Annotated in this window: 17 protein-coding genes; all 17 read left to right on the plus strand. The window is 30.9% G+C overall.

What is annotated here, in order from left to right:
- The first annotated feature begins 181 nt into the window (after window positions 1–181).
- The 17 genes from CLPUN_RS01555 to CLPUN_RS01625 all read left to right on the plus strand — a co-directional run bounded on the left by CLPUN_RS01555 (window position 182) and on the right by CLPUN_RS01625 (window position 11,306).
- On the plus strand, window positions 182–655 hold the full coding sequence (locus CLPUN_RS01555; RefSeq protein WP_077845624.1) for a hypothetical protein: 474 nt from the start codon (window positions 182–184) through the stop codon (window positions 653–655).
- 343 nt (window positions 656–998) lie between these two features.
- Window positions 999–1,151 (plus strand): hypothetical protein, encoded by a 153-nt coding sequence (locus tag CLPUN_RS27940; RefSeq protein WP_198944273.1) that lies wholly within the window; start codon window positions 999–1,001, stop codon window positions 1,149–1,151.
- On the plus strand, window positions 1,138–1,572 hold the full coding sequence (locus tag CLPUN_RS01560; RefSeq protein ID WP_077845625.1) for a sigma factor-like helix-turn-helix DNA-binding protein: 435 nt from the start codon (window positions 1,138–1,140) through the stop codon (window positions 1,570–1,572). Before CLPUN_RS27940 ends, CLPUN_RS01560 begins: the two co-directional genes overlap by 14 nt.
- A 248-nt stretch (window positions 1,573–1,820) precedes the next feature.
- On the plus strand, window positions 1,821–2,171 hold the full coding sequence (locus CLPUN_RS01565) for an SH3 domain-containing protein (RefSeq protein WP_077845626.1): 351 nt from the start codon (window positions 1,821–1,823) through the stop codon (window positions 2,169–2,171).
- Between the two features lie 87 nt (window positions 2,172–2,258).
- Window positions 2,259–3,023 (plus strand): terminase small subunit, encoded by a 765-nt coding sequence (locus tag CLPUN_RS01570; protein WP_242954019.1) that lies wholly within the window; start codon window positions 2,259–2,261, stop codon window positions 3,021–3,023.
- Window positions 3,016–3,978 carry a hypothetical protein gene (locus CLPUN_RS01575; RefSeq protein WP_423237271.1) on the plus strand — a complete coding sequence of 321 codons (963 nt, stop codon included), beginning with the start codon at window positions 3,016–3,018 and terminating at the stop codon, window positions 3,976–3,978. The genes CLPUN_RS01570 and CLPUN_RS01575 overlap by 8 nt, the downstream gene beginning before the upstream one ends.
- Window positions 3,979–4,422 carry a phage terminase large subunit gene (gene terL / locus CLPUN_RS29510; RefSeq protein WP_423237272.1) on the plus strand — a complete coding sequence of 148 codons (444 nt, stop codon included), beginning with the start codon at window positions 3,979–3,981 and terminating at the stop codon, window positions 4,420–4,422.
- A gap of 13 nt (window positions 4,423–4,435) precedes the next feature.
- Window positions 4,436–5,839, plus strand: a complete 1,404-nt coding sequence (locus tag CLPUN_RS01580) for a phage portal protein (protein ID WP_077845628.1) — start codon at window positions 4,436–4,438, stop codon at window positions 5,837–5,839.
- Complete coding sequence (locus CLPUN_RS01585) at window positions 5,829–7,400, plus strand: minor capsid protein (protein WP_077845629.1); 1,572 nt, start codon at window positions 5,829–5,831, stop codon at window positions 7,398–7,400. Before CLPUN_RS01580 ends, CLPUN_RS01585 begins: the two co-directional genes overlap by 11 nt.
- A gap of 18 nt (window positions 7,401–7,418) precedes the next feature.
- Entirely contained in the window at window positions 7,419–7,679 is a 261-nt protein-coding gene (locus tag CLPUN_RS01590) for a hypothetical protein (RefSeq protein WP_077845630.1), read from the plus strand.
- Between the two features lie 68 nt (window positions 7,680–7,747).
- A complete protein-coding gene (locus CLPUN_RS01595; RefSeq protein ID WP_077845631.1) occupies window positions 7,748–8,140 on the plus strand; it encodes an ImmA/IrrE family metallo-endopeptidase in 393 nt (130 codons plus the stop codon).
- Between the two features lie 32 nt (window positions 8,141–8,172).
- The gene (locus tag CLPUN_RS01600) at window positions 8,173–8,556 is read left to right on the plus strand and encodes an Acb2/Tad1 domain-containing protein (RefSeq protein ID WP_077845632.1); all 384 of its coding nucleotides are present in this window, start codon (window positions 8,173–8,175) and stop codon (window positions 8,554–8,556) included.
- Window positions 8,556–8,795: a hypothetical protein gene (locus CLPUN_RS01605; protein ID WP_077845633.1), complete on the plus strand. Its 240-nt coding sequence runs from the start codon at window positions 8,556–8,558 to the stop codon at window positions 8,793–8,795. The genes CLPUN_RS01600 and CLPUN_RS01605 overlap by 1 nt, the downstream gene beginning before the upstream one ends.
- Before the next feature lie 117 nt (window positions 8,796–8,912).
- Entirely contained in the window at window positions 8,913–9,527 is a 615-nt protein-coding gene (locus CLPUN_RS01610; protein ID WP_077845634.1) for a phage scaffolding protein, read from the plus strand.
- Between the two features lie 20 nt (window positions 9,528–9,547).
- The gene (locus tag CLPUN_RS01615; protein WP_077845635.1) at window positions 9,548–10,552 is read left to right on the plus strand and encodes a coat protein; all 1,005 of its coding nucleotides are present in this window, start codon (window positions 9,548–9,550) and stop codon (window positions 10,550–10,552) included.
- Window positions 10,553–10,563: 11 nt separating this feature from the next.
- Window positions 10,564–10,917: a phage head-tail connector protein gene (locus CLPUN_RS01620; RefSeq protein ID WP_077845636.1), complete on the plus strand. Its 354-nt coding sequence runs from the start codon at window positions 10,564–10,566 to the stop codon at window positions 10,915–10,917.
- On the plus strand, window positions 10,917–11,306 hold the full coding sequence (locus CLPUN_RS01625) for a hypothetical protein (protein WP_077845637.1): 390 nt from the start codon (window positions 10,917–10,919) through the stop codon (window positions 11,304–11,306). Before CLPUN_RS01620 ends, CLPUN_RS01625 begins: the two co-directional genes overlap by 1 nt.
- Window positions 11,307–11,508: the final 202 nt, after the last annotated feature.

Below are 11,508 nucleotides of genomic sequence, written 5' to 3' on the forward strand. Positions count from 1 at the left end.
GAATATACTATGTCTTTCGGTAATAAATAATTTAGAGTATAACAAAATATGAAATTAAGAGAATACCGCATTATTCAGAAATGAATTTGCGGTATTTTTTGTTGTACGATACTACGCAATACAAATATTTTGAGTAGAAACAAAATTCCAATCGTTTGGAGATTTGAAAGGAGAAATAATCATGAAATATAAATGTGATAATCACATCATGGATGAAAATGGAGAAAAATTTTTCATTAGAGATAATGTAAATATAGAAAGTGATAAGGGGTGCTTTACTGGAGAAATAACGCTGATTACCGGTAAAGGTATATATTTAGGTGATAAATATGCTAGAGCCGATTTAATAACTGCTATTAAGTTAAACAGTAGAAAAAGAAAAGGTATTCCAGTGTCAGAAAAATATATTATTGACACTTTGGATCCGCTTAACGTGACTGTAAAAGAAAAGTATACTCCTAAGCCAAAGACTAAAGAAAATGGAGAAATGGAGTATTTTGAGCCGCAATGGAAAGCTATTTCTTATCATCCAAATGTAGAGTTAGCTTATAAAAGTATAGTCAATGAAGAGTTAAATGTTTCGTGTGGTAGCACAACGGAGCTTGTTGAAAAGATAAAAGAACTTAAAGAATTTAAGAAAAAAATCAATTTGTAACTACTATATAATTTTTATGTGACTTTTCGTGTTACATAAGAATGGCTTAAACACTAGGTTTAAATTAGCTTGTAACAAAAGTAAGAAATTGGATGTTACACGTTGAAATCGCATAACTGTGCGTGTTTGTGCCCCTTTATATATATAATGTAATATAATTATATAATATATATATTATATATAGAGATATAAATATTAATATATATATGCGTGCAAACTCAAAAAAACATGTTACTTTGTTACAAAATACATCAAAAGCAGTTATATCAACGGTTTACGTGTAACAAATACCATATTACAAAGATGTTTTTTATGTGACATGTAACATAAATGAGGTGAGATTATGATTAATAACTATATTATGGAAATAGATAAGAAAATTGAAGAAGCAACTAAAAATAAGAAATGGGTAGTTGTAGCTAAACTTGAAGCTGAAAAAGCAGATTTACAAGAGAAGATGAAACCAATTGAGGAGAGAACATATGAAAGGAAATAATAATTATAGAATAATTGAATCTAAATTATACAATTACAAAAGTACACAAGCTCTAGTTGAAAATCTTGATTTGAAATTAGCAGAAATGAAATATGATATCAATGGAGCTGGAGCAGTTAGTTATGAAGAAAGGACAGGTAAAACTAATAAATTTAATTCAAGTGTAGAGAATGAGGCAATTATTAGAGAAAAGAAAATGTTTGAATTAACATATGAAATTATGAAAATTAAAAATGAACTAGCAATCATTGATAATTCTATAGACTCTTTATTGCCAAGGGAAAAGCAAATTATATATGAGAGATACTTTAATAAAACAAGTGGTAGAAATATAGCAGCTAAGTTAAATCTTACAGAAGTTCATGTTTGTAGATTAAAGAAAGATATAATAAATAAATTAATTCCCATGATATTAAACTAATATTAATGTTACTTTAAACTTAGTTTAACATTTATGTTTTTAAACATGATATTATAGTATCATAGAAATCAATCAATGAGGCACTTACTTATGTAGGTGTCTTTTGTTTGTACTGATATTAAGCTCTAAAGAAAACTTAAATTTAGAAAAAGGAAATTAATTGGAATAAATTTATTACAATATGTTGATAAAAATGGAAAAAAGTGCTACAATAATTAAGTAAACTAATAAAAAGGAGAGGATTTTATATGAAAAAATTAGCATTAGCACTAGCACTTGTTACTGTAGTAGGATTTGGATCACAAGCTACTTTAGCGAATGCTAAAACCAAAGAAACAGTGCAAAGCACTGCAAAAGCAACATTTGGTGATGATACAGACGCTTGGGTGTCTACTAGAGATGGGAATGGAGTTAATCTTAGAGCATCTAGAAGTACAAGTTCTAAGGTATTAGCTAAACTTCCTGATGGGACAAAAGTAAAACTTTTGTCAGATGTAGTATCTGGTTGGTATAAGGTTAGGGTTGTCAATAGTGGAACTGTAGGCTATATATCTGCAAGTTATCTAGTAGATAAATATGGAGATGGTCCAGGTCTATAAAATTTATTGTTTAATGTTGGTACAAAAATATAAAAAAGAATATTAAACACATAAAAGATGAGTTCTGTATCAAACAGGAGTCATCTTTTGTTATGTGATTTTAAAGAAAGTGAGGTGGCATTATTGGTCAAACTTACACCTAAGCAAAAAATATTTGTAGATGAATATTTAGCAACAGATAACCTTAATGCTACTAGAGCTTATAAAAAGGCTTATCCTAGAGTTAAAAGTGATGATGTGGCAGCAGTCAATGGAAATAGATTGCTAAGGAATGCTAAGGTTCAAGAGTACATACAAAAGCGTATGAATGAGAGAGCCAAGAGAACTGAAATAACCCAAGATATGGTTTTGCAAAGATGGTGGAATATAGCTAATGCTGATCCAAATGAAATCATTCATATAAGGCGTGTATGTTGTAGACATTGTTTTGGTATAAATCATCAATACCAGTGGAGAGATGAAGAAGAATATCAACAAGCTGTTCAAGCAGCTATGATAATGGCTAAGGAACAAAATAAAGAACCAATCATTCCTTCCAATAATGGTGGTTATGGTTATGATAGGCCATTAAGACCGCATCCTAAATGTCCTTATTGCAGGGGTGAGGGACATGAAGAGATTCATGTTGAAGATACGCGTTATGTTGGTGATAAAGCTAAATTACTTTATGCTGGAGTAAAGCAGACACAGTCTGGTGTAGAAATAAAATTTCGTGACCAGGATAAAGCCTTAGAAAATGTAGCACGCCATTTAGGAATGTTTAAAGATAAATTAGAGGTCAGTGGTAATATAAATAACCCATATGAAGGATTAAGTACTGATGATCTTAAGAAGTTGATAAATGATGGATAAAGAGTTAATTAAATTAGGTGCTAAATGTGAACTTGCAAGACGTGAGTTCTTTTTTTATTGCAATTTAAAAGCACCTGATTTCTATAAGCCTAATAGAAAGTATCTTGTAGAGCTCTGCAATGATCTTCAAGAGTTTTACGAAAGTGATGATGAAGTATTAGTAATTAACGAGCCACCTAGACATGGAAAGTCAAGAACAGCAGGAAACTTTGTTGAATGGGTTTTAGGTAAAAATCAAAATGAAAAGATTATGACTGGATCCTACAATGAAACTTTATCAACCATGTTTTCAAAAGGCGTAAGAAATACTATTCAGGAATCTAAAGCAGATAAATATAAACCAGTTTTTTCTGATGTATTTGCAGGGGTGAATATAAAACGTGGTGATGGAGCTATGAACTTATGGAGTTTAGAAGATGGATATAATAACTATCTTGCAACTTCACCTACAGGTACCGCAACAGGTTTTGGTGCTTCACTTATGATTATAGATGATTTAATTAAAAGTGCACTAGAAGCAAATAATGCAGCAGTACTTGAAAAGCACTGGGACTGGTTTACTAATACAATGTTGTCACGTTTAGAAGAAGGTGGAAAAATAATAATCATTATGACCAGATGGCATAGTGAAGATTTAGCTGGCAGAATGCTTGACTGGTGTAAAAAAGAAAAAAAGAAGTATAAGCATATTTCAATGAAAGCTATTCAAGATGATGGCACTATGCTTTGTGATGAAGTTCTTTCTCATAAAAGTGCTATGAGCAAAAAGAGTGCTATGGGTGCTGATATATTCAGCGCTAACTATCAACAAGAGCCTATTGACCTTAAAGGTAGATTATATAGCAGCTTTAAAACTTATACTAAATTGCCTACTGATGATAAAGGCAAGCCAGTATATACAGCAGTTAGAAACTATACAGATACTGCAGATACAGGAGAAGATTATTTATGCTAAATTGATTATGTTGAATATAACAAAGAAGCTTATATCATTAACGTGCTTTATACTCAGGAGGGCATGGAAAAAACAGAGCCAGCAACAGCTAAAATGATGCATGAGGATGGAGTTAATAAGGCGGATATTGAAAGTAATAACGGTGGTGAAGGTTTTGCAAGAAATGTTAAGAAGATTCTAAGATATACGTTTAATAGTAATAAAGCGGTGATTAAGCCTTTCCATCAATCTAAGAATAAACAAGCTAGAATATTGTCAAATGCTACTTGGGTTATGGATCATATCTATTATCCTGTCAATTGGAAGGATAAATGGCCAGAATATCATGATGCTATGATTAAGTACCAAAGAGAAGGTAAAAACAAGCATGATGATGCACCAGATGCAACAACAGGTATAGCTGAAAAGATAAGTAACCCTAATGGAATGGGAATATTAAAATAAGGCGGTGAACTAATTGGAATTAGAAGTAATTAAAAAGCTAATAAAAGAACATACTTTGAATCATTCGGATATAGTTGTTAAGTCATTGGTAGCTGAAAGATATTACAGAAATAAAAATGATATATTGCAGATGCCGAAAAAAAATGAAGATACAGAAAATCCATTAAGAAATGCAGATAATAGAATATCCAGTAATTTTCATGGATTACTAGTAAATCAAAAAGCAAGCTATATGTTTACTGCTCCGCCTTTATTTGATATTGGGAATGTTGAAGCTAATAAACAAATTACAGAAGCCTTGGGGGATAATTACGCTAAAGCTTGTAAAGATTTATGTATTAATGCATCTAATAGTGGTATAGGTTGGCTACATTATTGGATCAATTCAGATAAGAACTTTGAATATGGTGTAGTTGATAGTAAACAAATAATTCCTATATGGTCCAGTAGCTTAAATAAAAAGCTTTTAGGAATATTAAGAGTATATACTAATACAGATGATGCTGGAGATACATACGATATTTATGAGTATTGGAATGATAAAGAAAGCCAGGCATTTAAAAAGAAAGCTAGTTCAACGATTGATGAAGGATTAGAAGCATATACAATGTTTACAAGTTTTCTTGTTGATACTGAAACAACCCAAATGAGTGATACATTTAAACATGACTTTGAGAGAGTTCCTTTTATACCATTTCTAAATAATAATATAATGACAAGTGATCTTGATAATGTAAAACCACTAATAGACGTTTATGATAAAGTCTTTAGTGGTTTTGTTAATGATCTGGAAGATATCCAAGAGGTTATATTTATACTTACCAATTATGAAGGAACAGAGCTAGGCACATTCTTAAGTGAATTAAAAAAATATAAAACTGTTAAGGTAGAGAATAATGGTGAATCAGATAAAAGTGGACTTCAAACTTTAACAATAGATATTCCAGTTGAAGCAAGAAAAGAATTATTGACTACAACTAGAAAAGCAATATTTGAACAGGGTCAGGGAGTAGATCCTCAGCCAGATAAATTTGGAGATGCTTCAGGAGTTGCCTTAAAATATCTTTATTCTCTATTGGAATTGAAGAGCGGACTTGCTGAAACTGAATTTAAATTAGGATTTGGAGAGTTTGTCAGAGCGATATGCCAGTATCTTAGCATTCAATGTAAATCTATAGTACAGACATGGACTAGGACACGAATAACAAATGATACTGAAACAGCTACAATATGCAGTGATAGTGTTGGCGTTATATCAAATAAAACTATTATTAAAAATCATCCTTTTGTAGAGGATGCTGATGCAGAGGAAAAGCAAAAGAAAAAAGAAAATGAAGAGAAGCAGCAGGAAAATGACGATTATAAAAATGCATTCCCTAATAAAGAGGGTGATGGTAATGTAAATAATGAAGAATAGTGAATATTGGCAACAGAGGTCATTAGAATTAGAGAATGCTGCTTATAAAGATTCTGAACAGTATAAAAAAGAACTAGAGCAATTGCATAAGGAGACGTTAGAGCAAATAAATAAGGACATTGCCTATTGGTACTTAAGATTCGCTAAGAAGAATAAAATTACTTATGCTGAAGCACAACAAATTTTAAATAAGAATGAATTAGACGAATTTCATTGGACAGTACAACAATATATTAAATATGGCCAATCTGAAATATTAAGTGATTCATGGAGAAAAGAATTAGAGAATGCATCTATTAAAGTTCATGTGACTAGATTAGAGTCATTGCAATTACAGATGCGACATCATCTTGAAAAAGAATATACCCAAAGAATAACCGATATAAAATATCTATTAAAAAGTGGACTTGAAGAAGACATATACCAAAATGCTTATGAGATAGAAAAAGGCTTAGGTGTTGGAGTAGATTTGTACAAATATAATGAATCAGAAATAGAAGATATACTTAAAAAGCCTTGGACATCTGATGGTAAAGTATTTAGTGAAAGGCTTTGGGGAAGAAAGAGGCAATTAGTAGCTGATTTAGTAGAGAAAGATTTGCCACAAGCTCTAATTAGAGGTGAATCTAATGATAAAATAATAAACAGATGGGCTGAAAAACTAGATGCAGATAGAAAGGCGGTAGGCAGAGTAGTAAGAACAGAAAGAGCTTATGTTAATTCTAGAGCAGCACTCGAGTCGTATAAAAAGCTTGGTGTTAAGAAATACCAAATATTAGCCACTTTAGACTTAAAGACATCAAATATATGCAGGGAAATGGATCATAAGGGAAGGAATAAAGATGAACCATTCTTTTATTTAGATGAATATAAGGTCGGATTAACAGCGCCACCATTTCATTGCAATTGTAGAACAACTACAGTTCCGTATTTTGATGATTTTACAGAAGATGAAGAGAGAGCTGCAAGAGATGAAAATGGAAAATATAAAAAAGTACCTGCTAATATGTCTTATGATGAGTGGTATGAAAAATATGTGAAAGATAATCCTAAAGCTTTAGCTGCTGAAAAGAAAATGAAGAACAAGTCAAGTGATAAAAAACAATATGAAGAATATAAGAAAATATTAGGTAATGAGGTTCCTAAATCTTTTGATAAGTTCCAAGAATTGAAGTATAATAATAGTAATGAGTGGGATTTAATGAAAGACTATGTTAAGTCAAGGTCAAATAATATGATTTCAGCATTTAATCCATTTTCTGATTATAAGAAATATAAAAATAAAATAGATAATGAAATAGTTGGTTTAACTACATCTAATGGAATTAAAATAACAGGACAGAGCAAACATTTTATTGAAAGAGCATTAGGAACAACAGAAGATCCGCATACTGGAAGACCTAGGAGTGGAGTAGAACTAAATCATATTAGGGATGCAATTCAAAATGGAAATATCCGTACTAGAAAGAATGACCCAGATAGTATAAAATTCATTACTGAAAAATGTATAGTATCGATAAATCCTAACACAGGGATTTTAATTCAAGCTAATCCACAATAAATGTAAGGAGGGATATTTGTGAAGTTTAAATTAAAGAAAAGCCTTTTTGAACTTTTAAAAAATAATGTATCAGAAGCTTATGAATATTTGCAGGATATAAATGAGCAAAATGAAGAAGTGAATTTTTCTGTAAAAGGTGAGGATATACAAGAAGTTCAATTATTGATAAATGATGAAATAGTACTTCGTGGTATGGATAAACAAGATACAGTTAATGATTTAGGATTAAAATTATACAAATTATATGATGAGATTTTATATCAAAAGAACAACCAATAAATTAGCACTTACTTAAGTAAATAGGTAGGTGCTTTTATTATGCATAAAATTAAGGAGGGTAAAAATCAATGACCAAAACAGATGTAAATATGATCTTAACTTTAAATTGTAGGTGCTCATTTGAGAAAAGCTCTTATATGGATAAATTATTAAAAAAATGGGTTAAAATATTAAAGTTAAAAGATTGGAATATACAGCTAATAGAAGCAGAGGCTCTTGACAATAGTGGAAACTCTTATATTCTGTTTAATGATTACAAAGCTCGAATTACAATAAAGGCTGAATTATCCCAAGAAGAAAAAGAAAAAACTTTAATCCATGAATTATTACATCTAGTACACAGAGATGAAGCTGACTTGGCTAGTGATAATTTAAAAGATTATAATCAGACTTTATATACTAGATTCCATGAAAGAAACATTGAAAAAGTAGCACAAATATTATATTCAATATCTCGTTAGAGTCTTATTTTTATTTTAGGAGGAATGTATAAATGAAATTATCAACCATTCAAAAAAGAGAAAAATTAAACGATGTATATGCTATGGATGAAAAGGGAGTAGGAGGAGTAAATCATAGATATGTAATTTGCAAGAATGGTTCACAAGAGTGGCAACAAGGTTCAAATTCGGATAATGTATATGCCGATATACAACTTCAAAATGGGGCTAGAAAAGAAGATGATTCAATTCATGGCGTAATTGATACTGATTTACTTGAAATAGTAAGGCATAGACTTCAATGTTTTCAAGCTGGACCATTTTCGTCAAGAGAAAATGCATGTGCATTAACTCATATTGAAGAAGCTCTTATGTGGATGAATAGAAGAGTTGAGGATAGAATTGAAAGAAATGTATTGGGAAGGAATGAAAAATAATGAAATATAGAAAGAAACCAGTAGAAATTGAAGCTATACAGTTTAACGGAAATAACATTCAACAGATTTTAGAATTTGCTGACAGTTCTAAGTTAAAAATTAATGGCGAATTAGTCATAGATACACTTGAAGGCGAAATGTTGGTTAGTAAAAATGATTTTGTAATTGAAGGCGTCAATGGTGAATTTTATCCATGTAAGCCAGATATATTTGAAAAAACATATGAAAGAGTTAATTAAGTCTTAGAAATAAGGCTTTTTATTTTGCTCTTTTTTAAGTGTTGCAGAGCATAAAGATTCAACGGAACTCCTAACAGGGAGCAACCTGTATAAATATGCTATTGGAGGTAATAAGAAATGGAATGGTTAAGAAAATTATTAGAAGGTGCTAAAAAGAAAGATGATGGAACTATAGATATTGATGGTTTGATGAAATCAATTAATACTGAGTTTCCTAAAAATGCAGTACCTAAGTCTACTTATAATGAGTTAAGTGAACAACTTAAAACTGCAAATGGAACTATTACAGACCTAAAGAAAAATAATAAAGATAATGAGGAATTGCAAAAGACTATCAAAACTCATGAAGATACTATTGTGACATTAGAATCTAATAGTAGTAACTTAAAAAAGGAATATGCATTAAAAGATAAGCTTAAGGATTTAGGTGTTAAAGATGCAGATTATCTTATTTATAAGCATGGTGGAATAGATAAATTCACCTACGACAAAGATGATAATTTGATAGGTTTAGAGGACACAATAAAATCTTATAAAGAATCAATGCCTCATATTTTTACTACTGGCAAAACAGAAACTAATTATGATCCAGCAAGTGGTGGAGAATATAAAGGTGCAAATCCATTTGCTAAAGAAACATTTAATTTAACAGAGCAAGGAAAATTATTAATATCAAATCCAGCACAAGCAAAAGAATTAGCAGGTGCTGCAGGAGTAACATTAGATATTTAAGAAAAGGAAGTGTATAAAACATGGCAGGAACAAAATTAAGTGACGTTATAGTACCAGCATTATTTAATCCATATGTAATTAATCAAACAATGGAGAAATCAGCATTAGTTCAAAGTGGAATTATCACAAATAATAGTGAGTTTGATGGATTAGCTTCTCAAGCTTCACCAGTTGTGAACATGCCTTTCTTTGATGATTTAACAGGAGAATCAGAACAAGTAGTTGAAGATAAAGACTTAACACCTGATAAAATCAATTCAAAAACTGATGTGGCAGCAATTATTAGAAGAGCTAAAATGTGGAGTGCAACTGATCTATCAGCAGCGCTTGCAGGTAGTGATCCAATGGCAGCAATAGCAAGTTTAGTTTCGGGCTTTTGGTCTAGAGATATGCAAAAAGAATTAATTGCACTTCTTAAAGGTGTATTTGGAACTTTTACACCTTCAGGAGGTTCAGCGACTACTAGATTGTCTAGTAATATATTAGATATTTCTGCATTGACAGGTGCAGCAAACAAGTGGAGTGGAGCTGCATTTATAGATGCTCAACAATGTTTAGGAGATGCAAAAGAATTGCTTACAGCAGTTGCAGTTCATAGTGCAGTTGAAGCCACATTAAGAAAACAAAATTTAATTGAAACTGTACAACCTTCCACTGGTGGTAAAATTGATACTTATCAAGGTAAGAGAGTAATTATTGATGATGGCTGCCCTTATGAAGGAACAGGAGCTAATATGGTATTTACAACATATTTATTTGGGCAAGGAGCTATAGCATTAGGTAATGGTAATCCAGTTGGATTTGTACCAACAGAAGTAGATAGAGATAAAAAGAAAGGATCTGGAGTTGATTACTTAATCAATAGAAAGACTAATATTCTTCATCCAAGAGGAATTAAATTTACTAATACAAATGTAGAAAAAACAGAAGGCCCATCAAGATTAGAATTAGCAGATGCAGAAAACTGGAATCCAGTATATGAAGCTAAGCAAATTAGAATTGTTGCATTTAAACATAAAATCTAGGAGGTAATCCTATGTTAGAAAATGAAAAGTTAAACCAATTAAAGGGAAGGTTAGGAATAGAATTAACCGACACAACTAAAGATGATGATTTATTATTTTCACTTGAAGATGTTGAAGAAACAATAAAAGGTTATTGTCATATTACTAAAATCCCAGAAGGTCTAAATACAACAGTAATAAGAATGGCTAGAGAATTATATATGAATGAGAACCTAGGAAGTGACTCAGTTGCTCTAGATTCTATTTCTTCTATAAGTGAAGGTGATACTTCAACAAGTTTCAGAAGTTCTGCAAGTGAATTTAAAGACAGTTTGCTTAAAGATTATAAGAGTAAACTTAATAAATATAGGAAGCTGGTGTGGTAATGAATAAAGCTTTAGAATCAGCTAGAAAGCAGCATAGAAAAGCTATTGAAAGCATGTATGAACATATTTGTACTGTTTTTGAATATCAGAAAGTTAAGGACCCAGTTACTAAGTTAACTAAATCAGAAGAAGTACCTGTATTAAAGGAACAATCCTGCAAACTGTCTTATTCTACTGTAAAGAATGCTACTGAGACAGAAAAGGCCTCAGCATTGCAACAAGTAGTTAAATTGTTTATTGCTCCTGAGATTGTAATTAAAGAAGGGTCAAAACTTGTGGTTACAGATACAAGGACTAATAAAACTCAATCTTATAAAAATAGTGGAGTACCTGCAATATTTTCATCTCACCAAGAAATAGTATTAGAGCTATTCAAAGGATGGGCTTAATATGTCTAAGTGGGGAAGTTGTGATTTCAAACAATTAACTAAACTATCCGATAATATTAAAACCTTAAATGATGGTATAAATGATACGATAAGAATGTAAGGAAATGATCATATAAGAATGTACAATTTAGTTTTTATAAATTATAATTACTCAAGATTTAACGGAGGTAATTATGATTATACAAACAAATATTTATTCAGA

Origin of the sequence: Clostridium puniceum (assembly GCF_002006345.1) — a bacterium.
Lineage (GTDB): Bacteria > Bacillota > Clostridia > Clostridiales > Clostridiaceae > Clostridium > Clostridium puniceum.

Coding starts and splice junctions, on each gene's coding strand:
- CLPUN_RS01555 (WP_077845624.1), top strand. CDS start 182: ATGAAATATAAATGTGATAATCACATCATGGATGAAAATGGAGAAAAA.
- CLPUN_RS27940 (WP_198944273.1), top strand. CDS start 999: ATGATTAATAACTATATTATGGAAATAGATAAGAAAATTGAAGAAGCA.
- CLPUN_RS01560 (WP_077845625.1), top strand. CDS start 1,138: ATGAAAGGAAATAATAATTATAGAATAATTGAATCTAAATTATACAAT.
- CLPUN_RS01565 (WP_077845626.1), top strand. CDS start 1,821: ATGAAAAAATTAGCATTAGCACTAGCACTTGTTACTGTAGTAGGATTT.
- CLPUN_RS01575 (WP_423237271.1), top strand. CDS start 3,016: ATGGATAAAGAGTTAATTAAATTAGGTGCTAAATGTGAACTTGCAAGA.
- CLPUN_RS01585 (WP_077845629.1), top strand. CDS start 5,829: ATGAAGAATAGTGAATATTGGCAACAGAGGTCATTAGAATTAGAGAAT.
- CLPUN_RS01595 (WP_077845631.1), top strand. CDS start 7,748: ATGACCAAAACAGATGTAAATATGATCTTAACTTTAAATTGTAGGTGC.
- CLPUN_RS01600 (WP_077845632.1), top strand. CDS start 8,173: ATGAAATTATCAACCATTCAAAAAAGAGAAAAATTAAACGATGTATAT.
- CLPUN_RS01605 (WP_077845633.1), top strand. CDS start 8,556: ATGAAATATAGAAAGAAACCAGTAGAAATTGAAGCTATACAGTTTAAC.
- CLPUN_RS01610 (WP_077845634.1), top strand. CDS start 8,913: ATGGAATGGTTAAGAAAATTATTAGAAGGTGCTAAAAAGAAAGATGAT.
- CLPUN_RS01615 (WP_077845635.1), top strand. CDS start 9,548: ATGGCAGGAACAAAATTAAGTGACGTTATAGTACCAGCATTATTTAAT.
- CLPUN_RS01620 (WP_077845636.1), top strand. CDS start 10,564: ATGTTAGAAAATGAAAAGTTAAACCAATTAAAGGGAAGGTTAGGAATA.
- CLPUN_RS01625 (WP_077845637.1), top strand. CDS start 10,917: ATGAATAAAGCTTTAGAATCAGCTAGAAAGCAGCATAGAAAAGCTATT.